The following is a 25,503-nucleotide window of genomic DNA, read 5'->3' on the forward strand; positions in this document are numbered from 1 at the left end:
GCCCAACCTCGTCGCCATGCGGACCAAGGATGGCGTTGCCACTCTGTCCGATCTGGTCCGTTCCTCGCTGCGCCTGCGTCCCGACCGCATTCCGATCGGTGAGGTGCGCGGCGCCGAGGCGCTCGATCTCCTCAAAGCCTGGGGAACCGGCCATCCGGGCGGCATCGGCACCATTCACGCCGGTTCCGGCATTGGCGCGCTGCGCCGCCTCGAACAACTGATCCAGGAAGCTGTCGTTACCGTCCCGCGCTCCATGATCGCCGAAACCATCGACCTCGTGGCTGTCCTCGCCGGTCGCGGTTCCGCACGGCGGCTTGTTGAACTCGCCCGCGTCGAAGGTCTCAGACCCGACGGCGACTACCGGATTTTCCCCGCCTTTTCAGAACCCGACACCACTCGCAACACTGGAGACCCTGCATGATCCGTCGTGCCTTCCGCATCCGTCACCATATCGCAACCGCCTCGGCCGTCGCCTGGATGAGCCTGATGACGTCCCCGGCCTTTGCCTCCGGCTCCTCGATGCCCTGGGAAGCGCCGCTGCAATCCATCCTCGAATCCGTCGAAGGTCCGGTGGCGAAAATCGTGGCGGTGATCATCATCATCGTCACCGGCCTGACGTTGGCTTTCGGCGATACGGGTGGAGGCTTCCGGCGGCTGATCCAGATCGTCTTCGGCATCTCCATCGCCTTCGCGGCCTCCAGCTTCTTCCTGTCGTTCTTCAGCTTCGGCGGCGGGGCGCTGGTCTGATGGCGGTGAGTTTCGAGGCCCTCGATACCGTGCCCGGCTTCGCGGTGCCGGTTCACCGCGCCCTGACCGAGCCGATCCTGCTCGGCGGTGCTCCACGCTCTGTCGCGATCCTGAACGGCACGCTGGCCGGGGCAGTCGGCCTCGGTCTCCAGCTCTGGCTCGCGGGCATCCTGATCTGGGCGGTTGGTCACATCGCCGCCGTCTGGGCCGCCAAGCGCGATCCGCTCTTCGTCGAGGTCGCGCGCCGCCATTTGCGCATCCCCGGCTATCTCTCGGTGTGAGGTTTGATCCATGATGAATCTCGCAGAATACCGCCGCACCGCATCCCGCCTGGCCGATTATCTTCCTTGGGTCGCCCTGGTCGGGGAGGGCGTTGTCCTCAACAAGGATGGTTCCTTCCAGAGGACGGCGAAGTTTCGCGGGCCGGATCTGGATTCCGCCGTCGCGGCCGAACTGGTCGCGGTCGCCGGGCGGCTGAACAACGCCTTCCGCCGTCTCGGCTCTGGCTGGGCCATTTTCGTGGAAGCGCAGCGTTCGGAGGCCGCAACCTATCCTGCGGACCGCTTCCCCGATCCCGCCTCGGCATTGGTCGATGCCGAGCGCAAGGCCGATTTCGAGGAAGAGGGCAGCCATTTCGTCTCCGGTTACTTCCTGACCTTCCTCTGGCTCCCGCCCGCCGAAGACGCCGCACGATCGGAGTCCTGGCTTTACGAGGGCCGCGAGACCTCGGGCGTGAACCCGTGGGAGCTGGTGCGCGGCTTCATCGACCGCACCGACCGCGTGCTGGCGCTGCTCGACGGCTTCATGCCGGAATGTAGCTGGCTCGATGACGCCGGCACGCTGACTTACCTCCATTCCACCATCTCGACCAATCGGCATCGCGTCCGCGTGCCGGAAGTGCCGATGTATCTCGACGCTCTGCTGGCCGATCAGCCGCTGACCGGCGGGCTGGAGCCGCGCCTGGGCACTCAGCATCTCCGGGTGCTGACGATCACCGGCTTTCCCGGCACGACCACCCCCGGCCTGCTTGACGAGATGAACCGGCTGGCCTTCCCCTACCGCTGGTCCACCCGCGCCATCCTCATGGACAAGACCGACGCCACCAGGCTGCTAACGAAGATCAGGCGGCAATGGTTCGCCAAGCGCAAGAGCATCGCGGCGATCATCAAGGAGGTGATGACCAACGAGCAATCCGCGCTCGTGGACACCGATGCCGCGAACAAGGCCGCCGACGCGGATATGGCCTTGCAGGAACTCGGCGCCGACATGGCCGGCATGGCCTATGTCACCGCGACCGTCACCGTCTGGGACGAGGACGCCCGCCGCGCCGACGAAAAGCTGCGCCTGGTCGAGAAGATCATCCAGTCCCGCGATTTCAGCGTCATGGTCGAGACGGTCAATGCCGTCGACGCCTGGCTCGGCAGCCTGCCCGGACATGCCTATGCCAATGTCCGCCAACCGCCGGTTTCGACGCTCAACCTTGCCCACATGGTTCCCTCAAGCGCCGTGTGGGCGGGGCCGGAACGGGACGATCACTTCGGCGCGCCCCCGCTGCTTTACGGCAGAACCGAAGGATCGACCCCGTTCCGGCTGTCCCTTCATGTCGGCGACGTAGGCCATACCCTTGTCGTCGGACCGACCGGCGCCGGCAAGTCGGTGCTGCTGGCGCTGATGGCCTTGCAGTTCCGTCGGTACGCGCGCTCACAGGTCTTCGCCTTCGATTTCGGCGGCTCCATCCGCGCCTGCGCACTCGCGATGCAGGGTGACTGGCATGATCTCGGGGGTGAATTGACCGACGCTTCCGAGACGTCCGTTTCGCTGCAACCGCTGGCCCGCATCCACGAAACTGCCGAGCGCGCCCGGGCGGCCGACTGGATCGTGGCAATCCTGATGCGCGAGAGCATCCAGATCACGCCCGAGGTGAAGGAACATCTCTGGACGGCACTGACCTCGCTCGCCTCCGCCCCGGTCGGGGAACGCACCATCACCGGCCTCGCCGTGCTGCTGCAATCCAATGATCTGAAACAGGCGCTGCGCTCCTATTGCATCGGCGGTCCCTATGGCCGGCTGCTCGATGCGGAAGCCGAACATCTCGGTTCGTCGGATGTGCAGGCGTTCGAGATCGAGGGACTGGTCGGCACCGGCGCGGCGCCCGCCGTCCTGTCCTATCTGTTCCACCGCATCGGCGACCGCCTGGACGGCCGACCGACGTTGCTGATCATCGATGAAGGCTGGCTTGCGCTGGACGACGAGGGGTTTGCCGGCCAGCTCAGGGAGTGGTTGAAAACGCTCCGCAAAAAGAATGCCAGCGTCGTCTTCGCCACGCAAAGCCTGTCCGACATCGACGGCAGCACCATCGCACCGGCGATCATCGAAAGCTGCCCGACCCGGCTCTTGCTGCCGAACGAGCGCGCCATCGAGCCGCAAATCACGGCCATCTATCGCCGCTTCGGCTTGAACGACCGTCAGATCGAGATTTTGGCGCGGGCCGCGCCCAAGCGGGACTATTACTGCCAAAGCCGTAGGGGCAATCGCCTGTTCGAGTTGGGCCTGTCCGAGGTCGGCCTGGCGCTCTGCGCCGCATCCGCCAAATCCGATCAGGCGCTGATCGCCGACACCCTCGCCGAGCATGGCCGCGATGGCTTCCTCGACGCCTGGCTCAGAGTGCGGGGCGTCGAATGGGCCGCCGATCTCATCCCGGATCTCACCAATCTCGCGACCGACAGCGAAGACCTGTCGCCCGTCGCCTTCGCCGACGACGAATTCGAGTTCACCCTGGAAGAAGAGGAGATCATCCCATGACGCGCAGAATGCCCCGGAACACGCGCATGGCCAGGGCCTCGGCTCTGGCCCTTGCGCTCGCCGCACCGCTGGCACTGGCGCCGGTCTTCACGACACCGGCGCACGCCTTCTTCGGCGGGTTCGGCCGGATCGTCTATGATCCGACCAACCACGCCGAGAACCTGCTGACCGCCGCCCGCACGCTGGAGCAGATCAACAACCAGATCACCTCGCTCCAGAACGAAGCGCAGATGCTGATCAACCAGGCCCGCAACCTTGCGAGCCTGCCCCACAGCTCGCTTCAGGCGCTTCAGCAGAACGTCCAGCGCACCCAGCAGCTTCTCGGGGAGGCCCAGAACATCGCCTTCGACGTGCAGAACATCGACCAGATGTTCCAGCAGGACTACGGCAATCTGTCCCTGACCGCGACCGACCAGCAGCTCATAGCGGATGCCCGGTCGCGCTGGGAGAATACCGTCGGTGGTCTTCAGGATGCGATGCGGGTGCAGGCCGGCGTCGTCGGGAATATCGACAGCAACCGCGCCGAGATGTCCGCGCTCGTCGGCGAAAGCCAGGGCGCGACCGGGGCGCTGCAAGCTACGCAGGCCGGCAACCAGCTTCTCGCCCTCCAGTCGCAGCAGCTTTCCGACCTGATCGCGGTCATATCGGCCAATGGCCGGGCCGAGGCCCTCATGGAGGCCGAACGCGCGACCGCCGCCGAGCAGGGCCGCATCCAGCGCGAGCGGTTCCTCACCCCGGGTTCGGGCTACCAGCCCGGCAACGCGCAGATGTTCAACTGAGCCGGGGAGGGCAGATCATGGAAGGGAAGGTGCTGGCCCGGATCGCGGCCATCGTGCTCGTCGCCGTCGCGATCACCGCGGCGATCATCGAGATGACCCGCGAGGAAGCCACCACGCCAGCACCTTCCGCTCCTTCACTTGCGCGGCAGGTCGATCCCCTGCGCGAAGGGCAGCGCCGCTGTCAGGAGATGGGCGAAGCGGCAGCCAATGATGTCGAATGCCTGGGCGTCTGGGCCGAGACCCGCGACCGCTTCCTCGGCCGGGCGCCCGCGCAGTCTGCGCCTGGTCTGGATGGGGGGCAGTAGTCATGGGCGGAACGGGGGTCATCGACAACTTTCTTGGCATCTTCACCAGCTACATCGACTCGGGCTTCGGACTGCTCGGCGGTGAGGTGGCCTTTATCGCCACAACGCTGATCGTCATCGACGTCACGCTCGCCGCCCTGTTCTGGGCCTGGGGCGCCGACGACGACATCATCGCGCGCCTGGTGAAGAAAACGATCTTCGTCGGTGTCTTCGCCTACATCATCTCGAACTGGAACAACCTCTCCCGCATCGTCTTCGAGAGTTTTGCGGGCCTCGGCCTCATGGCCTCCGGCACCGGGTTTTCCGCCGCCGATCTCCTGTGCCCCGGTCGCGTCGCCCAGATCGGCCTCGATGCCGGGCGCCCGCTTCTCGAATCCATTTCTGACCTCATGGGCTGGATCGCCGTCTTCGAGAACCTGGTGCAGATCCTTTGCCTGTTCTTCGCCTGGGCGCTCGTGATTTTGGCGTTCTTCATTCTGGCGATCCAGCTCTTCGTCACCTTGATCGAGTTCAAACTGACGACGCTTGCGGGCTTCGTGCTGATCCCCTTCGGCCTGTTCGGCAAGACCGCTTTCATGGCCGAACGGGTGCTGGGCAATGTCGTCTCCAGCGGCATCAAGGTGCTGGTATTGGCCGTCATCATCGGCATCGGCTCGACGCTCTTCGGCCAGTTTACCGCCGGCTTCGGCGGCGTTGCCCCAACCGTGGACGACGCCATGGCCATTGTGCTGGCAGCCTTGTCGTTGCTCGGTCTCGGTATATTCGGCCCCGGCATCGCCACCGGCCTCGTCTCCGGCGGCCCGCAACTCAGCGCTGGCGCCGCCATCGGGACCGGCTTGGCTGTCGGCGGTGCAGCAATCGCTGCCGGTGGCGCGACCATGCTCGCCGCGCGCGGCGGCGGTGCCGCACTCTCGGGCGGTGCTGCGCTTGCGCGCGGTGGCGCCTCGGCCGCCGGTGCGGCCTCGTCGGCCTATTCCCTCGGCTCCATGGGCGACTCCGGCGCGGCCGGGGTCGCCTCCGGGCTTGGCGGTGTGGCGCGCGCCGCAGGCTCGGCTGCCATCTCGCCTTTGAAGCGAGCAGCCTCCCGTGCCGCCGACAGCGTGAAATCCAGCTATTCGGATGGCGCAAGAGCCGGGTTCGCGGCCTCCGGCGGCAGCTCTTCCATGGGCACGGTCGGGGGCGCCCCATCGCCTGATCCATCAACCCCCTCAGCCTCTGATGGTCCGCCGGCCTGGGCGCAGAAAATGCGCCGCGGCCGGTCAATGAGCCACGGCGTCACCGCTGCCGCTCATGCCGTCAGATCCGGTGACAGCCACGGTGGCGGCTCCTCCGTCAGCCTTTCCGAAAGTGACCGCACATGAACATCTTTAAACGACCGACGACCCATTACGGCAAGGTGCCGGAACCGGAAACGCCCTATCAACGTGCCGCGCAGGTTTGGGATGAGCGCATCGGTTCAGCCAGGGTCCAGGCAAGAAATTGGCGTACCATGGCGTTCGGCTCGCTGATCCTCTCGCTCGGGTTCGCCGGGGCGCTTGTCTGGCAATCGGCGCGCGGAACCATCGTGCCCTGGGTCGTTCAGGTGGACAATCTCGGCCAGGCGCAAGCCGTCGCGCCGGCATCGGCCGATTATCGACCGACCGATCCGCAGATCGCCTTTCACCTTGGCCGCTTCATCGAACAGGTGCGCGCGCTCCCGGCCGACGCCATCGTCGTCCGCCAGAACTGGCTCAGGGCCTACGAGTTCACCACCGACCGAGGCGCGGCTGCGCTGAACGACTACGCCCGCTCCAATGATCCTTTCTCGCGCGTCGGCCGACAGCAGGTCGCCGTCGAAGTGTCGAGCATCATCCGGGCGTCGCCGGACAGCTTCCGTGTGGCCTGGTCTGAGCGGCACTATGAGAACGGCCAGCTCTCCACCACCGAGCGATGGACCGCGATCCTGACCATCGTGATCCAGCCCCCACGCGACGCCGAGCGGCTGCGCGCCAATCCCCTCGGAATCTATGTCAACGCGATCAACTGGTCGCGGGAGATGAGCCAATGACCCGCACGACTTTCCGCAAAGCCGGGTTTCCGGGTTTCCGTAAACCCGCCTGCGCGGCTTTGCTGCTTTCCGCCATGCTGGCCGGCTGCGCGACCAACCGGACGCCGCAGTTCAGCTACGACGCCGATGTGCCGCCCTTGCCAACCGTGCAGGCGGCTGCGACCGACATAACGCCCCGGCCGCTGCATGTCCCGCCCGCCTGGACAGTGGCGCGGGGTGGCGAGGCTGCCGGCACGGCGACGGCCCGCGTCGAGAACGCCAATGCCGCTGCCCGCGTCGAGCCGCGCCGCGAAGGCTACTACAACGCGATCCAGATTTATCCGTGGTCGGCAGGTGCGCTCTATCAGGTCTATGCCGCAGTCGGGCAGATCACCACCATCGCGCTGGAACCGGGCGAGAGCCTGACCGGCGCGGGGCCGATTGCCGCCGGCGATACCGCCCGCTGGATCATCGGTGACACCGAGAGCGGCAGCGGCCCGACCCGCCGCGTGCATGTGCTGGTGAAGCCGACCCGGCCGGACATCTCGACCAACCTCGTCATCACTACCGACCGCCGGATCTACATGATCGAACTGCGCGCGCGGGAGGCGCTCTACATGCCCGCCGTCGCATGGGCCTATCCAGCACCACCGCCGGGAAGCCGCGCCACCACGCCCTCTGCCCCCGCCATCCCGGCCGAGGCTGCGCGCAACTATCGTTACGGCTTGCAGGTGCAGGGCAGCAGCCCGCCATGGCGACCGGCTTCCGTCTTCGACGACGGCAGGCGTGTCTATGTCGTTTTCCCGCGCGGCATCGTTCAGGGCGAGATGCCGCCTTTGTTCGTCCTTGGATCGGACGGTGAACTGCAGATCGTCAACAGCCGTATCCACCAGAACGTCCTGATCGTGGACAGGCTGTTCGGCGCAGCGGAACTTCGCCTCGGGAGCGGCGACCGCCAGCAGGTCGTCAGGATCGTCCGCGTCGAGCAGACGCAGGCCGCAGCCCAGCCAGCCGGTGCGACCACGGGAGGATCACCTTCATGAGTGGCACCGACACCACAGCATCCATGCGGTTGCGCGCCGAGCCGCCTCGCGTCACACGTCTGTCTCGCAAGGTTCTGGCAGGCGCGGGAGCCGTCGCCCTTCTCGGCATCGGGGGCGCGCTGATCTACGCGCTCCAGACCCGCGATGCAGGGCCGGGAGGCGAAGAACTCTATTCGACCGAGAACCGCCCCACGGCGGACGGCCTCGCCGGCTTGCCGCGCGACTATACCGGCCCGGTCCTGGGGCCTGCATTGCCGGGCGACCTCGGCCGTCCGATCCTCGACGCGCAGAACCGGGGCCAGCCTGTCGTGCCACCGGCGATTACCACGCCCGCTGTTGATCCCGAGGAGCAACGTCGGCTTGCCGAGGAGGAGGCCGCGCGGTTGAGCAATGTGTTCTTCCAGTCTGGCCCGCGCACGGGAGCGCCGGCAGGGGCGGCCATGCCCGGCCTTGCCGGTCTTGGCCTCGGCGGACAGCCGGACGGGCAGAACCGGCACACGGCTTTCCTCAACGGGCCGGTGGACCGGCAGACCGTTGCGCCGGATCGCGTCACACCGCCGCACTCGCCGTGGATATTGCAGGCTGGGGCCGTTATTCCGGCCGCGCTCATCACCGGCATCCGTTCGGACCTGCCCGGCCAGATTACTGCTCAAGTGACCGAGAACGTCTATGACAGCCCGACCGGCAGCCTACTCCTGATCCCGCAGGGAACGCGGATCATCGGTCAATACGATGATGGCGTGACCTTCGGCCAGCGCAGGGTGTTGCTGGTGTGGAATCGCCTGATCCTGCCGGGCGGACGTTCCATCATCCTTGAGCGCCTGCCGGGCGCGGACGCCAGCGGTTACGCGGGCCTTGAGGATGGCGTCGATTACCATTGGTGGGATCTGATGAAGGCCGCAGGGCTGTCCACGCTGCTCGCAGTCGGCACGGAGCTGGCGACCAGCGACGAGGACCGGCTTATCCGGGCTATCCGAGACGGCGCGCAGGATACCGTCAATCAGGCGGGCCAGCAGATCGTGCAGCGCCAGTTGCAGGTCGCGCCCACGCTGACCATCCGGCCCGGCTTCCCGGTTCGCATTATCGTCACCCGCGACCTTGTGTTCGAACCCGCAGGAGGTTGACCATGACGAAACTGAAACTCGGCCCTATTGTCGAGGACAAGCCGGTCAAGGTGACGGTGGAATTGCCGGGGCCGCTTCACCGCGATCTGGCCGCCTATGCTGAGGTGCTGGCCCGCAAGAGCGACCAGCCCGTCGCCGATCCGGTCAGGTTGATCGTGCCGATGCTGGAGCGGTTCATTGCAACTGACCGGGGCTTTGCGAAGGCGCGACGTGCCGGCCCGCGCCCTGCAGGGCAGGTTTGATCGCCAATGCCTTTGCCAGGCTAAGCAGTCGTCGAAACGCTGGATTGTCATTTTTAGCGGACCACACTGCCGAGAAGGGAAGAACCTCCCCGAGGATCGGTCGATAAGCAACGCCGGGAAACTGTGCCACGGTCATGGCTTCGCTCACAAGCGTCAGCCCCCGGCCGAGCGCAACGAGCGGCACAAGGTTGTCCCGGCTGACTTGCTGCATCTGGATCTCGGGGTGCTTTCCGAGACCGGCAAGGCAGCGAACCAGATAATCGTGAATCTCCTGGCCTGGTGCGGTCTCGCTCACCATGAAAGTTTCTTCGGACAGATCACGCCAGGTCAGCCCCTCACTGCAGGTCAAGCGGTGATCGGATGGCAGAACAGCGAACACGCGCTCGGACCAAAGGAGCTGTCGTTCACAATCGGGCCACTCCCTCGTCCCGGTGACGAAGGCGACATCGAGGTTCAACTGCCGGATCGCCGAAACATGCTCGACGGGATTACCGTCGACCATCTCGATCTCGACCTTGCGGTGACGACGACCATAGGTTCCAAGCAACTCGGCCAGGAAGCCCGAGGCGATCGAGGAGTAAATACCAATCCGTAATGTCCCCTCTTCAGATCGTCCGACCACCGCGACATCGTGCGCGCCTTCACTGACACTCCTGATCACTTCACGCGCGCGAATAAGAAAGCGCTGGCCAGCATAGGTTTGCGTGACCCCCGATGTATGTCGGTGGAACAGGGATGCCCCGATATGACCCTCAAGATCGGCGATACACCGGCTGATTGCCGATTGCGACAGGCCGAGAGCCGCCCCCGCCTTGCGGAAACTGCCATGCTCGGCCGCAGCCACGAAATAACGGAGATGGCGAAGCTCGATGACATCACGTTGCCTGACCACGTCTTCCGTCATGCTGGCACCCTGCCATGCCTGGGAACGTCGAGGCCGGCGCTGCGGCTACCATAAAGGGCCAAACCAGTCATCAGAACGCCGTCCGGAACTCAAGGCCGAAGATGCCGTCCCTCATAAGCCATGGCGGCAAAGGTTGCGTCATTGCGCTGATAGCGGACATAAGCCCCGAGCGTCGTTCCGAAAGGTCGTCCTCGAAGTCGCTTACATGGCGGGCCACCCCAGACACCTTCATGCCGAACGCACCGGCCGCGAACATGGGCATAAAAAAACTCATGCTCACCCCGTCACGTTCATTGAGCGGCGAAACAGCACCAGACTGGCCGCGAAGAAGGCGGCGCCGAGACTGATCATCAGCGCAAGCTGCATCCAGACCGCCGCCAATCCGGCACCACGGAAGGCAACCGCCTTAGCGAAGGCGAGGAAGTGGCGCGAAGGCAGCAGCATGGTCAGGCGCCGCACGGCGTCGGGCTGGCTCTCGATGGCGCTGAAGCCGCCTGACAGCATGATGATGGGGATGATGGTCATCACAATCAGGAGCGCAAACTGCGCCATGGAACGCGCCAGCGTGCCAAGCAGCATCCCGATCGCCGCAGCTGCCCACAGATAGACCGCCGCGCCCATGACCAGAAGTGGCATCGACCCCGCCACAGGCACGCCGAGGATGCCCTGCACCACTACCAGCAGCGAGCCGGCAAAGGCCACCAATACGATAAGCATAACCGCCAGCACCTTGGACAGTGCCACCTCGACCGGCGAGAGCGGCATCACCATCAGATGCTCGATGGTGCCGTGCTCACGCTCGCGCAGCATTGCGGCGCCGGTCAGGACGATGGTCAGCAACGACAGCTGATTGAGCAGCGATGAAAGCGTCTTGAACCAGATCGGATTGCCGTTTGGGTTGAAGGCGCGGCGCAGTTCAAGATCCAGATCAGGTACAGGCGCGTCGGATCGGCCGGTCAGAAAGACGCGCGATTCGTCAGCTACGATATTGCGAAGGTAATCGCTGCCAAGCTGCGCCTGCGAGACGGCGGTTGCGTCCGCCAGCAACTGCGCCACCGGCGCGCGGCCCGCGATGGCGTCAGAACCGAAATCGGGCGGGAAATTCAGCGTGAACATCACGTCGCCCCGGTCCATCGCCGCCGCCGCCTGATTGGCGTTCATATAGAGGGGGGTCTGGAACCAAGGCGGCATCAGGGCACCGGCAATCTGGCGGCTGAGTGGCGAGTTGTCCTCGTCAACAATGGCAATGGAGGCATTGTGCACGGTGTCGCCCGCGCCGCGCGCCTCCATCATCACCGCGAAAAAGAACGACCACAGGATCAGCCCCACCATGACCGGATCGCCGAGAGTGCTCTTGATCTCTTTGCCGATTAGCCAGAAGATATTGAGGATGGCGCGCATCTTACCGCTCCTGCTTGCGCAGCAACAGGATGGCGATGGCGGTGAACGCTGGTCCGAACAGCGCCAGTCGCCACAGCGCATCGCCAAGGTCGGCAAGGCTCATACCCTTGGTGAAGCTGCCGACACTAACCATCATGTACCATGTGGTCGGCCATAGGTAACCGATGGTCTGTGCCGGCCCTTCAAGCGAAGAGACTGGCACCATCATGCCCGAGAACTGCATCGTTGGCATGACCGACAGAACTGCCGCAGCGAAGGCTGCCGTCACCTGTGTGCCCGCGATCATCGAGATCATCAGTCCCCAGCCGGTCGCCGCCAGCGCATAGACCAGTGTGGCCAGGACCAGCACCATTGGACTGCCTTTCAGCGGCACCCCCAGCACCACCACCACGAGCACAGTCAGAATGGCAAAGTTCATCAGCGTGATACCGACATAGACCAGTTGCTTGCCGATCAGGAACTCGGCCCTCCCGGTCGGCGTGACATAGAAATTGGTGATGGTGCCGATTTCCTTTTCCCGTGCCACGCTGACCGCCATCAGGATCGCCGGAAACAGCAAGAGCAGCATCGGTGGGATGGTCGGGCCGATGGCCGGCAAGCTCTCCATCGCCGAATTGTAGCGAAAGCGCGGCTCCATCTGCACGGCTGGCGTCACCAAGGCCGGGCCTGTCGGCAAGGTCGCTGCTGCCATCTGGTTGGCGCCGGTCACATAGCTTTCCACGGTGCCCGCGCGACTGGTGTCGGTGCCGTCGATGGTGGCGGCAATGCTGGTCCCATGGCCTGCGCGCAGGTCGGCACCGAAATCCGGTGGAATCTCGACCGCCAGTGTCAGCTCGCCGCTGGCAAGGCGCTCGCGCAGCGCGTCCACGTCGTGCAGATCGGCATGGCGGATGAACCAGCCCGAATCCTCGAAGGCTGACAGCCAGGCGCGACTTTCCGGGCTGCGGTCATGGTCCAGCACCGCGAAGGGGATGTTGCGCACGTCCTGCGAGATGCCGAAGGACATGATCAACAGCAGCACCGCCGAGCCGAGGAAGGCAAAGACCAGCCGCACCGGGTCGCGTCGCACCTGCATTGCCTCGCGCGCGGTATAGGCCAGCATCCGGCTGAGGCTGAAGCCGGTGGCATCGACAGGCGGGGCCGGCTCGCTTGCCAGCCCCTCGGCCACCGGCGCCTCGGGCGGGATGGCAGCGGAAATATAGTGGATGAAGGCCTGTTCCAGATCGGCTGTGCCGCTTTGTGCGACGATGCCCTGCGGCGTGTCAGTGATGAGGACACGGCCGGCATGCATCAGCGACATGCGGTCACAACGCAGCGCCTCATCCATGAAATGGGTCGAAATGAAAATCGTCACCCGATCCTTGCGCGACAGCTCCATCAGCAATTGCCAGAAATCATCGCGGGCCTGCGGATCCACGCCCGAGGTCGGCTCGTCCAGGATCAGGATTTCCGGCGAATGGATGACGGCAACCGCCAGCGACAGCCGTTGCCGCAAGCCCAGCGGCAAGCCGCCCGCAGGCTGGTCAAGGTAATCCGTCAGACCGAAGCGGGCGACCAGATCATCAATGCGGGTGCGCGCCAGTTCGCGGGGCAGATGGAACAGTCGCGCGTGCAGGACCAGGTTCTCGTGCACGCTGAGTTCGCCATAAAGCGAAAACGCCTGTGTCATGAAACCGACGCGGGCGCGGGCATCCATGCCCTGCTCGGCGATGGGGCGGCCGAAGATCCAGGCCTCGCCCTCGCTGGGTGGCAAGAGGCCGGTCAGCATCTTCATGGTCGTGGTCTTGCCGCAGCCGTTCGAGCCGAGAAAGCCGAAAATCTCGCCGCGTGGAATGTCGAAGCTGACGTTGTCGACAGCGGTGAAATCGCCGAAACGTCGGGTCAGGCCCCGCGCCTTGATAGCGATGTCTCCATCCGGTGAGGGAGAGGGTGTCGCGGGCGAGATCACCGGCGTATCTGCTGCGCCGTCATCCGGCCCGCCCGTGCGCCGCAGCAGGCTGACATAGGCATCCCCAACCGATACGGTGCCGGTCCGCCCCATCAGCGCCTGTGGCGAGCCTTCTGCCAGAACATGACCGTCGTTCATCGCCACCAGGTGATCGAAAAGCGCCGCTTCCTCCATATAGGCGGTCGAGACCAGCACGCTCATTTGCGGACGGTCCCTGCGAATGGCTTCGATCAGATCCCAGAACTGGCGGCGCGACAGCGGATCGACGCCGGTTGTCGGCTCGTCCAGCAACAGGAAGTCCGGGTCATGGATCAGCGCCGCGCAAAGCCCTGTCTTCTGCTTCATCCCCCCTGAGAGTTTGCCGGCGGGTCGCTCGAGAAAAGGAAACAGCCCGGTCGCCCGCGTCAGGCGCGCGATCCTTGCCGACCGATCGGCCCGGCCGAGGCCGAACAGCTTGCCGAAGAACTCCAGATTCTCGCGCACCGAAAGATCGTGGTAGAGGTTCTTGCCCAAGCCCTGCGGCATGAAGGCCAATCGGTTGCCGACCGCGTTGCGGTGGCGCGCGCTGCCCATGGCGCCACCAAGGCAGGTGATGCCGCCCTCCTGAAGGCGCTTGGCGCCAGCAACGAGCCCCATCAGCGTCGATTTGCCGACCCCGTCGGGGCCGATCAGCCCGACCATCCGCCCGGCGGGCAGGTCAAGCGAGACATCCGCAAGCGCCAGCACCTTGCCATAGCGATGCGTAACACCCTCCAGCCGGGCGACGGGTTCGGGCGTTGTCATGGCGTGTCTGCGCCGGCTGTCGCGGGCAGGTCGATCAACGGTGGCGTCAGGCCGACGGGCCAGCTTGGCAGGTGGCCATCCGGATCGGCCAACCGCACCCAGACCACGCCGCGCACGCCGGTCTTGACCTGATCTGCGCGCGCCTCGACCAGTTCAGGCGGCACCCGCACCCGGATACGAAACATCAGGTTTTCGCGCTCGGTCAGGGTCTCGACCTGTTTGGGGGTGAACTGGGCCTGCGGCGAGACGAACATCACCTGCGCCGGCATCGCGCGATCAGGCATGATGTCGGCCACGATCCGCGCCTCGTCACCGATTACCACCCTTGGTGCGTCAGCAGCGGGCAGGAAAAATTCCATATAGACATCTTCGAGACTGGCCAGCGTCAGGATATTGCCGCCGGCGCCGATGATCTCGCCCGGCTGGGCCAGCCGGTAAAGCACCCGTCCCGCTCCCTCAGCATGCAGCGTGGCATCTGCGATCCTGGCCGCGATCTCGTCGCGGGCTGCGGCCTCGGCATCGACACTGCGTTCCCGTGAACGAAGCGTTGCATGGGCCGCCGCAAGTCCGGCTTCGGCGACACTGACCTCGGTGCGCTTGATGTCCAGATTGGCTTGCGAGGTAATATCGCGGCTGGCCAACCGCTCGGTGCGGGTCGCCTCGCTCTCTGCCAGCGCCAGCCGCGCCTCGGCCTCGTCCACTTGAGCTGAGGCTACCCCGACGGCGGCATGGGCGCTCTCCACGGCTGCCTCGGCGCGGGCCAGTTGTGCGCGCAGTTCTGCCGTATCCATCACCACCAGCACGTCGCCTTTGCTGACCCGGTCTCCCTCGCGCACGCGGATTTCCGCGATGCGCCCCGCCAGTCGCGGCGAAATGTCGATCAGATCGGCCTCGATGCGGCCGTTGCCGCGCGAAAATCCATCCGGTGGCAGGTCGGAGGGTTTCAACAGCACCGTCCAAGCGCCAAAGCCCATCAGCCCGGCCAGCGCAATGGCGAGGATGATCATGGAAACACGGCGGGTCATGATGTGACCTCGTTGCAGTCGTCGGCGTTACCGGTCGGTGGGTTGGCGCTACCCAGGACGCCCGTGCGATAGATTACGAAAACTCGCAACGCATCGGCGCGCATCCGGGTCACGTCGCCATGCAACAAAAGCTGCACGACAAGACCCTGGATCATGCCCAAATAAAGCGTGGCTGCGGCCTCGATATCCAGCTCCCGGCTCAGCGCGCCTTCTGCCACGCCCGCCGACAGGATGCGGTGCAGCCGCGTGGCGTAGTTTTCAAGCAGCACGCGCGCCATCCGCTTCGCCGCCGTATCACTGTTGCGCTGAAGCTGACCGAAGATCATCCGCGGCACACCGGGATGTTCGGCGATGAAGTCGACATGGCCCAGAAACATTGCCTCGAGGGCGGCCATGGGTTCGGCCTGCGCGCCCGCCAGCCGATCGATGCGCGCCAGCAGCCGGTCGGCCACCCACTCCATCGTCCCCAGCCAGAGCGCTTCCTTGTTCGGGAAGTGCTTGAACAGCGCCCCCTGCGTCATGCGCATATGTGCGGCAACCTCGGTGGTGGTGATGGTTTCCGGATTGGCGTGCGCTGCCAGTTCCACGACCGCCTCGACCGCCTCGGCGCGGCGCTGCTCGGCGGGCAGATATTTTGCACGCATGATATGCCCTCGGATAAGCGTGTTTGATGAAAAGTATGTGTTCACTTCCTATGAGTTTGTAGATGACTCGTCAATGGGAAAATCTGGTGAAGTAACCATTCACCATCCAGGATTCGCATGATAAATTAATAGAAGTGATTGATCGCTTGATTCTTGAATGTGGAGATGCGCGATGCCGGCGAGAGCCAAATTCAAGGGTGGGGATCAATCGGAGATCTCACAATGTTACGTCACACCAAATGCCCTCATCCTCATCGCCGCTTTAAGCCTGTCGGTTGTGGCACAGCCCGCGCAGGCCGAGGTCATGAGTGCCGCTGAGATTGCGGAGCAGATCGTCGATAAGGATCTGGTCGCGCGGCGCATGGGGGCCAGGGTCCATTTGCGCTATGATGTCAGCGGCACAGTCACGATCCGCGCCCCATTCTTTTCCGGACGGGTAGTTGGGAGCGCGATGGCGATCTGCTGTGCATGACCTCAGGGGCGGGCCAAATCCCGGAACCTCATGCCATGGCTTTGAGAACCTCGGTGGTGGGCGGTTTCGCACCTCTGACGGCAATCCTCACGGCCTGCATCATGGACCACCTGAGATGCGTATAGGACCGAGTCATACCCCGGCCGTCGGGCTGCCAATATCACAACTCAGGAACCCGGCGACGCGCGTTGCACGACCGCAGCTTGCCATTCCTGGATCGCCTTTTGCAGGCCTTGAGCATAGGCAGTCTGCGCCGCAACCAGTGGTGCCCCCATGGCCAGGACCCCGCTCATGCTGGCTCCAGCCAACTGCATGAAAATATCTGTCGGCAAGCTGAAGGAAGTTTCGGGTTCATATTGCTGCGAGACTCGGCCGAACTCTGCCCTGGTCTTTGCGATGACATCCTCGTGATAGCGGGATGCGGCCTCAAGCCCGCGATGGCGGAAATCTTGTGACAGGTTTAGAATACGAAGCATCAACTCTAAATTTGCCTTATGCAGGTTAAGAGGGTGCATATCAATCTCCATTGCAGACTCCTACGGTGGGATAGGGGCTTTGTCTGTTGCCGGGCGCGCGCTTTGATCTGTCGCTATTCCTGAACCATTGCGATCATCTCTCCAGCACGTAGGTGCCGGGAGCTTCCCCCAGCGGCGCAAGGCCAGCTTTCGTGGCCCCCATCGACGGCGGGACGACCTGCTCCTCGGACGAGCGCGCGGCCAGCCAATCACCCCACGCCGGCCACCATGAACCTTGTTGCGCCGGGATTTTCTCGCGCCACTTGTCGGGATCGGTAAAGCGCTGGCCATGTTTGCGCGTGGCGATCTGGAAGCTGCGATTGGCGTGGCCCGGTTCGCTAACCACGCCGGCATTGTGGCCACCGCTGGTCAAGACAAAAGTGACATCAGCGCCGCCGATCAGTCGATGGACCTTGTAAACGGTTTTCCACGGCGCCACGTGGTCGCGCACCGTGCCTACGGCAAAGACCGGCAGGTGGATGTCGCTCGGGATCGCCGGAATGCCGTCGACCAAATAGCGCCCGTCGGCAAAGTCGTTATCTAGGTAGAGCTTGCGCAGATATTCGCTGTGCATCCGCGCCGGCATACGTGTGGTATCGCTGTTCCAGGCCATCAGGTCGAACAGTTCTAGCCGTTCGCCCAGCAGATACTCCTTCATTCGTCGTGACCAGATCAAATCCTGTGAATTGAGCAACTGGAACGCGCCCGCCATCTGCCAGCCGTCCAGATAGCCTTTATCGGCCATGATCGATTCAAGAAAGGCAAGCTGGCTTTCGCCGATGAACAGCGACAATTCACCCGGCTCGCGGAAGTCGATTTCCGCTGCCAAGAGGGACATGCTGCGCAGCCGCTCATCTCCGTCACGCGCCATGGCGGCCGCGGCAATAGCCAGCAGCGTGCCGCCAAGGCAATAGCCGACCGCGTTCACCTGGCGCTCAGGCACGATGGCGCCCACCGCATCTAGTGCCGCCATCACCCCAAGCTGGCGATAATCCTCCATCCCCAGATCGCGATCATCCGATCCGGGATTGCGCCACGAAACCATGAAAACGGTATGCCCCTGATCGACCAGCCAACACACCATCGAATTATGTGGTGACAGGTCGAGGATATAGTATTTCATGATCCACGATGGCACGATCAGCACCGGCGCGGCATATACCCTGGGTGTGGCGGGCGCGTATTGGATCAGTTCGATCAGATGGTTTCGGAAGACGACCTTGCCCGGCGTCACCCCCACATCCTTGCCGACAATGAAGCCCTCGCTGTTTGCAGGCGGTGCGCCGGCGAGAAGGCCTCCCAGATCTTCCAGCCAGTTCCTCGCGCCCTGCAATAGATTGGCCCCAGCAGTCTCGGCGGTCTTTTGTAGCACCTCGGGATTGGTCCAGAAAAAATTGACCGGCGACAACATGTCCAACCATTGCCGGGCGGAAAAGGACACCATGTCCTCATGCTGGCCCGAGACGCCCCGCACCCCGGACGCGGCGGATTGCCACCATTCCTGTTGCAGCAGGAAGCCCTGATGGATGACGTTGAAGGGCCATTTTTGCCAGGCGTCGCCTTCGAAACGGCGGTCCTGTTCCAAAGGCTCAACGCAGTTGGGGCAGTTGGGGTTGGCGGCCGAACGCAAAACATAGTTTAGAAACCGCCGGTGCCCGTCGAAGGCTTCTTCAAGCAATTTTCGCCGCTTGCCCGGCGAGATTGCCAGATGAAGCGCCCAGTCATGCCAGGCGAGTTGCGCGGCGGCGGGCGACAGCCCGCGGGTGGAGCGAGCAAGTGTCATATACGCCAGCTGATCCAGCGGGTCGGCGCGCTGTGGCTGACCATCGCCTGCTGTCGCGGGAACGCCGGCTACAGACGAATCAGTCATGGTCGCACTCCATCCTTATAGAAGTGCGTTATTACTTACTTTTTGCTTCAGGCACAACCATTTTATGTAACCGGTCTAGCCAATCGCCCATAGCCGTCAGTTTGCCGTGATCCCTCCGGCGCTCAGAATGAAAGGTCCCGTCGCGGCCATCCCAGTCCGTTCCAGCACAAATGCACCGGCATCCGATATCGCCTGACCTGGTTGCAGACGCATGCTTGGATAGAGCGCGGCAAGCATCGCGTATCGGCTGTGCCCCTGAGCATCCGGGGATCGGATATCGCCAACATCAATGAGGGCGACACCAGAAGCTTCGGCGGTTACGGCGATTCGCGGATCCCCGACATTCAGCGCCCCGACCCGCGGTCTCCCGGCATTCAGCCTTGCCGAGATCCGCAACGCCCGATCGTCGGGGGCGACCAGCACGGTCAAGGGTGGGTCCAGCGGCCCTATTGCGCGGAGTTGTGCGCGAAATACGTCTACATCAATATCCGGCGCGGCCAGGACGACCTGTAACCTGCGAAGGGTGGGATCATCCCCGATTAACCGCAACTGCCGTAAAGTTTCCATTACCAACCACCCGCCCATCGAGTGACCCAACACTGTGATCTGCCCGATCCGCTTGTCCCGAGCCAGCATTGTCAACAGTTCCGTCAAATGGTCGCGCGAGTAGGTTACGGCTTCACGATCAGCGGCATATCCCACCATGGTCGCAGTCGAGGGCCAGGAGAACAATATCGCTGCACCCTCCCCTCCGCTGTCATAGGTAACCTGCGCCAAGCGAAACAGGCCTTCCTGAAGGCTGGTATTGTAGCCGTGCACGAAGATTCGTACGTCGGCACGTCTTGGCCCGGATGCGATATCATCTATGAGGGCGGACAGCGGCATGTCCTGTCTAGCGGCGACGGTCATGGCGACCAGCGGATCCGGATCCCGCCCCGGCCATTCGATGTTGCCGGTCTTGTGCGCCGGCGGGACCGAGATGGAAAAGCGCGTCGCCGACAAGATCGTGGCTCGTGCATCACTGAAACTGGGCGTCGGATCGTCAGAGGATGGCGCATGTCGTATCCGGTTAGTCACGGCATACAAGTTTACGACCTCTGCTCCCGATGGACTTGGACCCGAGGCAAGGACGCCCTCATCTGGTCGAGATGCACACCCCGCAGCCAAACAGGGTATCATGAGAAGGACCAGCAGGATGACCTGAACACGCATAATGCACCAAGGTACCTTTCATCAGGTCAAAAAACCATATCGACGCATAATAGAAGTAATCACTTACTAGCATCAACCCTCCAGGCAACCTCATTCTCGACTCACCAAGGCGCCTCAGTCATGTCAGGCAAGCATCCAGTCGGGCGAACGGCCGGCCAAAGGTCGGTCCGATGGTTGCGACTATCGGGCGCCGGCAGCTTCGTTCAACCTCCGTGAAGCTGTCGGGAGAACCAATACCGCCTCAAAGCCGGACGAGCTTTCCGGCCCCGGCGATTGCAAGGTGAGCTTTGACGAAATCCGGTCCGCAATGCTGGCGACGATGGCAAGGCCAAGCCCGCTGCCTTCCGTTCCGGCTGTCCCCCTCTCAAAACGGCGGGCCAGCCGGCCAAGTGCTTCTGTCGGCACGACGGGGCCTTCATTGGCGACGCGGAACGTGCCATCCTCACCGAGGCTTACCTCGATCGGCTCGTCAGATGCGCCGTGCCGCAGGGCGTTCTCGACCAGGTTGCGGCAGATGATGCCAAACGCATCGGGGTCGAGGTCGGACATTACCGGGTGCTCCGGCAGAGCGAGTGCGATCCGGTTCGGTGCGGTCCTCTCGATATCGTCCACAACCAGGCGGGCGGTGATGCGAAGATCGGATAGGTGATCGAGCCGCAACCGCCCGCCCTCCGCCCGAGCCAGTTGCAGCAGCCGCTCGGCGATCCGGGCCAGCCGCTTCAGCGAGGCCTCGATCTCGGCGGCCCTGTGGCCGGCGCCGGTATCTTTCGTTTCCACCTGTATCCGCTGGGCCTGCGCGATTGCGCCTGCCAGCGGTGTTCGCAATTCATGTGCGGCGTTGGCGGCGAAGGTGCGTTCGGCCTCGAATGTGGACTTGAGTTGCGCCAGCAGCACATTGACCGCCAGCCCTACCGGCGCGACCTCGACGGGGAGATCGTTGCAGGCGACGGGGGCAAGGTCGCGCGGTGAACGCGCGGCCAGCCGGTCGCGGTAGTGGCGCAGCGGGGCCAGGCCCGAGCGGACGGTCAATACGATCGCCAGCAGAGCGGCAGGGATGAACACCAGCAACGGCAGTCCCAGGCCCGCCCAGACATCGCGTGCCGCCGTCGCGCGATGGGCAAGCGGCTCGGCGACCGTGAGGCGGATCGTGCCTTGCAGGGCGTCCTCGCCATACAGGCGATGGGTTGCGGTCGTGTGAAAGCCCGGCCCATCCCATTCCGGGAAGATGGCGGGGTCGGCCTCATGCGATTGCAGAAGGATCCGCCCCTCGTCGTCGCGCACGATATAGGTGAGGAATTCGTCGTGGTCGCGCAGGTCGGCAAGGTGTTGCGTCACACCTTCCTCCTCACGTCCGACGATCTCGACAGCGGCCAGCGGCAATAGGCGCTGCGCCGCCTCCTGTAGTGACGAGTCGAAGATCCTGTCCATCTCGTGCCGCAGCATGACCGCCGTGGTGGCGGCGGCGGCGATCCACAGCAGCGTCAGAAGGATGCCCAGCGACACCCCCAACCGCATCTGAAGGCTGCGTGGCATCGTCATGGCGAACCCAGCCGGTAGCCCAATCCGCGCTCGGTCTCGATCACCGCGGCGCCCAGCTTCTTGCGCAGCCGGCTGACATGAACCTCGATGGTGTTGCTTTCCACCTCGGTATCGAAGGCATAAAGCTTTTCCTCAAGTTGTGCCTTGGACAGAAGCTGGCCGGGGCGGGTGAGGAACGCCTCGAACAGCGCCCATTCGCGCGCCGTCAGTTGCACCGGCCGGCCGTCGCTGCGGATGCTGCGCAAGGCAAGGTCGACGGCAAGTGCGCCGTGGACGATGATCGGGTTGGGATTGCCGCTATAGCGCCGCGCGACCGAGCCGATGCGCGCGGAAAGCTCGGCCAGATCGAAGGGCTTGACCAGATAGTCGTCGGCACCGGCATTCAAGCCTTCGATCCGGTCCGAGATCTGGTCCAGCGCGGTCAGGATGATCACCGGCGTCACGTTGCCGCCGGCGCGCAGCGACCGAAGGAAGGTGATGCCGCGTCCGTCGGGCAGCATCAGGTCCAGCAATATCAGATCATAACCGGCACCGGCCATCGCATCGCCGGCCGCATCCAGGCGCGTGACCCAGTCCACCGACTGGCCACCCGCGGCGATCTGGTCCCGCACGGCGGCACCCAGAACGGTATCATCCTCGATCAGCAGGATTCGCATGATCTTCCTACTCATTTGCCTCTGGCCATTATGGCGATCCGGGCTGACGCAAAGCTGATGGCGGGACGCCCCAGGCTTCAGCATCCCGTCAGGTTCGCGACGCAGAATGTCATCCGATGACCGTTATACGGAGTGTGGTCCATGAAGAGATCGCTGACAATTCTGACCTTTCTCGTGGTCCTTCCGTCCGGGGCTGCACTTGCCGGCGACGACTGTGCCGTGCCGCTGGCAGACTGGCTGCCAAGAAGTGCGGTGGTGCGGCTTGCGGAAGAAAACGGATGGGTGGTGCGGCGCATCAAGATCGACGACGGCTGCTACGAGATAAAAGGCACGGACCGGGAAGGACGCCGCATCGAGGCGACGGTCGATCCCGGCACGCTTCAGGTGATCGAGGTCGAATACGAGGACGGAGGTGAACGGCACTTCCGTGAGGGCAGGGGACGCAAACATGATTGAGGCGAAAAGGGACGGCGGTATTTCGGACGTTGCCGATACCATGCGCGTGGTGCGGGTCTGGGATCCGGTGGTGCGCAGCTTTCATTGGGGCCTGGTTGCCGCCTTTGCAGTGGCATGGCTCGCGGCGGACGAGGTGCAACCGCTTCACGAGCCGGCCGGCTATGCGGTGGCGGCATTGCTTGTGCTCCGCCTGATCTGGGGTTTTGTCGGCAGTCACCATGCCCGCTTCGCGCAATTCATGCGTGGCCCTGCCGCGACGCTGGTCTATCTCGGAGACATGCTGCGCGGGCGGGAGCGGCGCCATCTCGGGCACAACCCGGCCGGCGCCGCGATGATCGTGGCACTTATGGTTACGCTTTCCGGCACCGCGCTGAGCGGCTGGTTGCTCGAACAGTCGATCGAGGAAGCCCGTGCCGTGACGTTTGTGGGCGAGCATGGCAGCCGGGAAGTCAGGGGGGACAAGACCTTGAAGGAGGTGCATGAAACGCTGGCCAACTTGGCGTTGGTCCTCGTGGCCCTGCATGTCGGAGGTGTGGCGCTCACCTCATGGCGCCATCGGGAGAACCTGCCCCGTGCCATGGTCACGGGCCGAAAGCGCCCCCCTGGCGCAAATGACATGACCTGATCGTTACGCATTCCCGCTGTTGTTGCGGCCCCGCCTGTCTGGCGGGGCCGGTTTGTTTCGCGCGACCGTTGCGGTTCGTCGGGGCAGGCTGACGGAAAGCTGACGCAGGTTTTTCGCGGCGATCAGGATCACGTCAGCCGCGCCCTCCAGATTGGTTTCATCAGGCAACCAAGGCTGAGGAGCATAGCCATGAAAACTATCCTGACCGCCACCGCATTCGCCCTCGCGATCCCCGCCGGGGCCGCGCTCGCCGACGAGAAATGCAACGTGCCGACCGAGAACATGCAGTCCTGGGAAGCTCTTGTTCAAGTGACCGACGAGTTCGGCTGGACCATCTCGAAAATGGAACTCGACGATGGCTGTTACGAGTTGAACGTCATCGACCAGGGCGGCAACAGCCTGAAGATGACCGTCGATCCCGGAACGCTCGAGGTGATCGACGGCAAGGTCAAGCGCTGGAGCGACGGCACCAAGCCCGAAAAGCGCAACTGATCGCCGCAAGGCTCCGCCCCGTCATCGCGGTGGAGCCTTGCCCACGTGGGCGTTCGCCGCGGCCATAGCCGGGAAAATGCCCCCGAGATGATCGTAAAGGACATTCGAACCATGAAAACTCTTTTGATCGCCGTAGCCGCTCTCGCGGTATTGCCCGCGGCGGGGGCGTTGGCGGGCGACGACTGCCATGTGCCTCGCGGCGCCTGGCAGCCGCGCGAGGCGGTGATGCAGGCCGCCGCCGGCCTCGGCTGGCATGTCGAGAAGGTTGAGGCCGACGACGGCTGCTGGGAGGTCAAGGGTCGCGATGCCCAGGGCCGGCGCATCAAGGCCAAGCTGGATCCCGCGACATTGCAGGTCGTCAAGCTGCGCCACAGGGACGGCGAGCAGGACCGCAAGCGGGATCGCGGCGGTGCAACCCCTGTCGCCCCCTCGGCCCCGCCCGCCAATCCGCTGTTCCAGAACGGCACCCCGCCCGTGGTGCGGGTGAACTGACAAATCATGCAGAAGAGAGCAGAGACATGAAATCCTTCCTTGCAGCCCTTGCGCTGACTTCGGCCCTGGTGGCCCCCGGCCTTGCCATGGCCCGGCCTGTCACCCTCACCACCACGCTGAACACTTACGGCGGCGATGGCGCCTATCTGGTTCTCTACGTTACCGATGCGCAGGGGGCATATGCCGGAACCCTGTGGATGGCCGGCGGCAAATCGAAATATTACGAACATCTCAGCGACTGGTATCGCGCCACCGGCGGCGACCTGGCGCAGATCGACGGCATCACCGGCGCCAGTGTCGGCGCGGGCCGGTCGCTGGAAATCACCCTCGACCTTGCCGATGCGCTGTTCGATGCGGGCTACACGCTGCATGTCGATGCCGCCGTCGAGGACATGCGCGACAGTCCGAACGACATCGCCGTGCCGTTGACGGCGGCAGGAGCGGGGCAGCCCGTGCCCGGCCGCCGCTATGTCGCCAGCCTCCGCTACGACATGTGAGATGCCGCCATGATCCGCATGCTGCATCGCTGGCCGGGTCTGCTGGCCCTTGCTCTCGTCATGGTCCTCGCGATCAGCGGGGCGGCGCTCTCGGTCTTTCCAGTGGCCGAGCGGTTTTCCACGCCGCAGGCCGAGGCCGGCCTGACCGTTGCCGATCTCTCAGAACGCATCCGGACTGCCTATCCGGGGGTGGAGCAGATCCGGCGTGCGCCCTCGGGCCGGATTACTGCGTTCTGGTTCGACGACGGCACGCCCGGCGCGGCGGTGATCGACCCCGCGACCGGCAAGGGCATCGCCAGCGCCGATCCGAACCCGGTCGAACGCTGGCTGACCAGCCTTCACCGCTCGCTGTTTCTTGGCGATGCCGGCCGTATCGTCATGGCCGCCGGTGCGGCGGCGATGCTGGTCCTGTCGGTCTCCGGCGCGATGCTGGTCGCGCGGCGCATGGGCGGCTGGCGGCGCTGGTTCACCCCTTTGCGCGGGCCGGCATCGAGCCGCATCCATACCGGGATCGCCCGCGTGGCGGTCGCGGGGCTGATTCTGTCCTCGGCGACCGCACTGTGGATGGCCGCCTCGACCTTCGATCTTCTGCCGGATGGCGCCGCACCGCCGGCCTTTCCGACCGAGGTCAGCGGCAGCACCGGGGTCTCCCTTGCTGCGATGGAGCCGCTCTCCGTGATTCCTGTCACGGAGTTGCGCGAACTGAGCTTTCCCTATCCGGGCGACGCCACGGACGCCTTCACCCTGAAGACGGATCGCGGCTCCGGCTATCTTGATCAGGGGACGGGTGAGCTTCTGGCTTGGGCCGAGCTGACGATGTGGGAACGGATATCTGAAACCATCTACATGCTGCATACCGGGCAGGGGGCCGCATCTCTCGGCCTCGTGCTGGGTGTGCTGGCGC

The 25,503-nt window shown here is 64.2% G+C and carries 29 protein-coding genes; 18 read left to right on the forward strand and 11 right to left on the reverse strand.

What is annotated here, in order from left to right; all coding sequences use genetic code 11:
• From RGD00_RS15275 to RGD00_RS15325, 11 genes are all read left to right on the forward strand, one after another.
• On the forward strand, nucleotides 1–421 hold a 421-nt coding region (locus RGD00_RS15275; protein ID WP_310458161.1), incomplete at its 5' end, for an ATPase, T2SS/T4P/T4SS family.
• Nucleotides 418–747 (forward strand): TrbC/VirB2 family type IV secretion system protein, encoded by a 330-nt coding sequence (locus RGD00_RS15280; protein WP_310458162.1) that lies wholly within the window; start codon nucleotides 418–420, stop codon nucleotides 745–747. The genes RGD00_RS15275 and RGD00_RS15280, both read left to right, overlap by 4 nt.
• Complete coding sequence (locus RGD00_RS15285) at nucleotides 747–1,028, forward strand: VirB3 family type IV secretion system protein (protein ID WP_310458163.1); 282 nt, start codon at nucleotides 747–749, stop codon at nucleotides 1,026–1,028. The genes RGD00_RS15280 and RGD00_RS15285 overlap by 1 nt, the downstream gene beginning before the upstream one ends.
• 10 nt (nucleotides 1,029–1,038) lie before the next feature.
• Complete coding sequence (gene trbE, locus RGD00_RS15290; protein WP_310458164.1) at nucleotides 1,039–3,549, forward strand: conjugal transfer protein TrbE; 2,511 nt, start codon at nucleotides 1,039–1,041, stop codon at nucleotides 3,547–3,549.
• Complete coding sequence (trbJ, locus tag RGD00_RS15295) at nucleotides 3,546–4,328, forward strand: P-type conjugative transfer protein TrbJ (RefSeq protein ID WP_310458165.1); 783 nt, start codon at nucleotides 3,546–3,548, stop codon at nucleotides 4,326–4,328. The genes trbE and trbJ overlap by 4 nt, the downstream gene beginning before the upstream one ends.
• A gap of 17 nt (nucleotides 4,329–4,345) precedes the next feature.
• Complete coding sequence (gene trbK-alt, locus RGD00_RS15300; RefSeq protein WP_310458166.1) at nucleotides 4,346–4,633, forward strand: putative entry exclusion protein TrbK-alt; 288 nt, start codon at nucleotides 4,346–4,348, stop codon at nucleotides 4,631–4,633.
• Nucleotides 4,634–4,635: 2 nt separating this feature from the next.
• Nucleotides 4,636–5,994, forward strand: a complete 1,359-nt coding sequence (trbL, locus tag RGD00_RS15305; RefSeq protein WP_310458167.1) for a P-type conjugative transfer protein TrbL — start codon at nucleotides 4,636–4,638, stop codon at nucleotides 5,992–5,994.
• The gene (gene trbF, locus RGD00_RS15310; RefSeq protein WP_310458168.1) at nucleotides 5,991–6,680 is read left to right on the forward strand and encodes a conjugal transfer protein TrbF; all 690 of its coding nucleotides are present in this window, start codon (nucleotides 5,991–5,993) and stop codon (nucleotides 6,678–6,680) included. Before trbL ends, trbF begins: the two co-directional genes overlap by 4 nt.
• On the forward strand, nucleotides 6,677–7,702 hold the full coding sequence (gene trbG / locus RGD00_RS15315; protein WP_310458169.1) for a P-type conjugative transfer protein TrbG: 1,026 nt from the start codon (nucleotides 6,677–6,679) through the stop codon (nucleotides 7,700–7,702). The genes trbF and trbG overlap by 4 nt, the downstream gene beginning before the upstream one ends.
• A complete protein-coding gene (locus tag RGD00_RS15320) occupies nucleotides 7,699–8,826 on the forward strand; it encodes a TraB/TrbI/VirB10 family type IV secretion system protein (RefSeq protein WP_310458170.1) in 1,128 nt (375 codons plus the stop codon). Before trbG ends, RGD00_RS15320 begins: the two co-directional genes overlap by 4 nt.
• Nucleotides 8,827–8,828: 2 nt before the next feature.
• A complete protein-coding gene (locus tag RGD00_RS15325; protein WP_073067609.1) occupies nucleotides 8,829–9,068 on the forward strand; it encodes a DUF2274 domain-containing protein in 240 nt (79 codons plus the stop codon).
• Here the strand turns inward: RGD00_RS15325 and RGD00_RS15330 are convergent.
• The 6 genes from RGD00_RS15330 to RGD00_RS15355 form a co-directional block, all read right to left on the reverse strand.
• Nucleotides 9,001–9,972 (reverse strand): LysR family transcriptional regulator, encoded by a 972-nt coding sequence (locus tag RGD00_RS15330; RefSeq protein WP_073067611.1) that lies wholly within the window; start codon nucleotides 9,970–9,972, stop codon nucleotides 9,001–9,003. The two genes, RGD00_RS15325 and RGD00_RS15330, sit on opposite strands and share 68 nt — an antisense overlap.
• Nucleotides 9,973–10,042: 70 nt before the next feature.
• Nucleotides 10,043–10,246: a hypothetical protein gene (locus RGD00_RS15335; RefSeq protein ID WP_073067613.1), complete on the reverse strand. Its 204-nt coding sequence runs from the start codon at nucleotides 10,244–10,246 to the stop codon at nucleotides 10,043–10,045.
• A gap of 2 nt (nucleotides 10,247–10,248) precedes the next feature.
• Entirely contained in the window at nucleotides 10,249–11,373 is a 1,125-nt protein-coding gene (locus RGD00_RS15340; RefSeq protein ID WP_073067615.1) for an ABC transporter permease, read from the reverse strand.
• Nucleotide 11,374: 1 nt separating this feature from the next.
• Entirely contained in the window at nucleotides 11,375–14,104 is a 2,730-nt protein-coding gene (rbbA, locus tag RGD00_RS15345; RefSeq protein WP_310458171.1) for a ribosome-associated ATPase/putative transporter RbbA, read from the reverse strand.
• Nucleotides 14,101–15,129: an HlyD family secretion protein gene (locus RGD00_RS15350; protein WP_094463105.1), complete on the reverse strand. Its 1,029-nt coding sequence runs from the start codon at nucleotides 15,127–15,129 to the stop codon at nucleotides 14,101–14,103. The genes rbbA and RGD00_RS15350 overlap by 4 nt, the downstream gene beginning before the upstream one ends.
• Nucleotides 15,126–15,773, reverse strand: a complete 648-nt coding sequence (locus tag RGD00_RS15355) for a TetR/AcrR family transcriptional regulator (protein WP_149766309.1) — start codon at nucleotides 15,771–15,773, stop codon at nucleotides 15,126–15,128. Before RGD00_RS15355 ends, RGD00_RS15350 begins: the two co-directional genes overlap by 4 nt.
• 172 nt (nucleotides 15,774–15,945) lie before the next feature.
• On the opposite strand from RGD00_RS15355, the gene RGD00_RS15360 reads away from it, so the two are divergent.
• Nucleotides 15,946–16,245: a hypothetical protein gene (locus RGD00_RS15360; RefSeq protein ID WP_310458172.1), complete on the forward strand. Its 300-nt coding sequence runs from the start codon at nucleotides 15,946–15,948 to the stop codon at nucleotides 16,243–16,245.
• 167 nt (nucleotides 16,246–16,412) lie between these two features.
• Here RGD00_RS15360 and RGD00_RS15365 read toward each other — a convergent pair whose 3' ends face one another.
• The 5 genes from RGD00_RS15365 to RGD00_RS15385 form a co-directional block, all read right to left on the reverse strand.
• Nucleotides 16,413–16,772, reverse strand: a complete 360-nt coding sequence (locus RGD00_RS15365) for a hypothetical protein (RefSeq protein WP_073067625.1) — start codon at nucleotides 16,770–16,772, stop codon at nucleotides 16,413–16,415.
• Between the two features lie 82 nt (nucleotides 16,773–16,854).
• Nucleotides 16,855–18,630, reverse strand: a complete 1,776-nt coding sequence (locus RGD00_RS15370; protein ID WP_310458173.1) for a PHA/PHB synthase family protein — start codon at nucleotides 18,628–18,630, stop codon at nucleotides 16,855–16,857.
• A gap of 96 nt (nucleotides 18,631–18,726) precedes the next feature.
• Nucleotides 18,727–19,632, reverse strand: coding sequence for an alpha/beta hydrolase (locus RGD00_RS15375; RefSeq protein WP_310458174.1), 906 nt, complete (start codon nucleotides 19,630–19,632; stop codon nucleotides 18,727–18,729).
• A gap of 390 nt (nucleotides 19,633–20,022) precedes the next feature.
• Entirely contained in the window at nucleotides 20,023–21,381 is a 1,359-nt protein-coding gene (locus tag RGD00_RS15380) for an ATP-binding protein (protein WP_073067631.1), read from the reverse strand.
• Nucleotides 21,378–22,037 (reverse strand): response regulator transcription factor, encoded by a 660-nt coding sequence (locus RGD00_RS15385; RefSeq protein ID WP_073067634.1) that lies wholly within the window; start codon nucleotides 22,035–22,037, stop codon nucleotides 21,378–21,380. The genes RGD00_RS15380 and RGD00_RS15385 overlap by 4 nt, the downstream gene beginning before the upstream one ends.
• A gap of 141 nt (nucleotides 22,038–22,178) precedes the next feature.
• Between RGD00_RS15385 and RGD00_RS15390 the strand changes: the two genes are divergently transcribed.
• The 6 genes from RGD00_RS15390 to RGD00_RS15415 form a co-directional block, all read left to right on the forward strand.
• Nucleotides 22,179–22,493: a PepSY domain-containing protein gene (locus tag RGD00_RS15390; protein WP_073067636.1), complete on the forward strand. Its 315-nt coding sequence runs from the start codon at nucleotides 22,179–22,181 to the stop codon at nucleotides 22,491–22,493.
• Complete coding sequence (locus tag RGD00_RS15395; protein ID WP_310458175.1) at nucleotides 22,486–23,118, forward strand: cytochrome b/b6 domain-containing protein; 633 nt, start codon at nucleotides 22,486–22,488, stop codon at nucleotides 23,116–23,118. Before RGD00_RS15390 ends, RGD00_RS15395 begins: the two co-directional genes overlap by 8 nt.
• A 189-nt stretch (nucleotides 23,119–23,307) precedes the next feature.
• Nucleotides 23,308–23,610, forward strand: coding sequence for a PepSY domain-containing protein (locus RGD00_RS15400; protein ID WP_011749550.1), 303 nt, complete (start codon nucleotides 23,308–23,310; stop codon nucleotides 23,608–23,610).
• A gap of 111 nt (nucleotides 23,611–23,721) precedes the next feature.
• Nucleotides 23,722–24,102 (forward strand): PepSY domain-containing protein, encoded by a 381-nt coding sequence (locus tag RGD00_RS15405; protein ID WP_011749551.1) that lies wholly within the window; start codon nucleotides 23,722–23,724, stop codon nucleotides 24,100–24,102.
• Between the two features lie 26 nt (nucleotides 24,103–24,128).
• Nucleotides 24,129–24,599, forward strand: coding sequence for a DUF2271 domain-containing protein (locus RGD00_RS15410; RefSeq protein WP_011749552.1), 471 nt, complete (start codon nucleotides 24,129–24,131; stop codon nucleotides 24,597–24,599).
• Nucleotides 24,600–24,608: 9 nt separating this feature from the next.
• Nucleotides 24,609–25,503 (forward strand): PepSY-associated TM helix domain-containing protein (locus tag RGD00_RS15415; RefSeq protein WP_310458176.1); only part of this gene is annotated, 895 nt, incomplete at its 3' end.

The sequence above is a fragment of the Ruixingdingia sedimenti genome, from assembly GCF_031432425.1.
GTDB lineage: Bacteria > Pseudomonadota > Alphaproteobacteria > Rhodobacterales > Rhodobacteraceae > Ruixingdingia > Ruixingdingia sedimenti.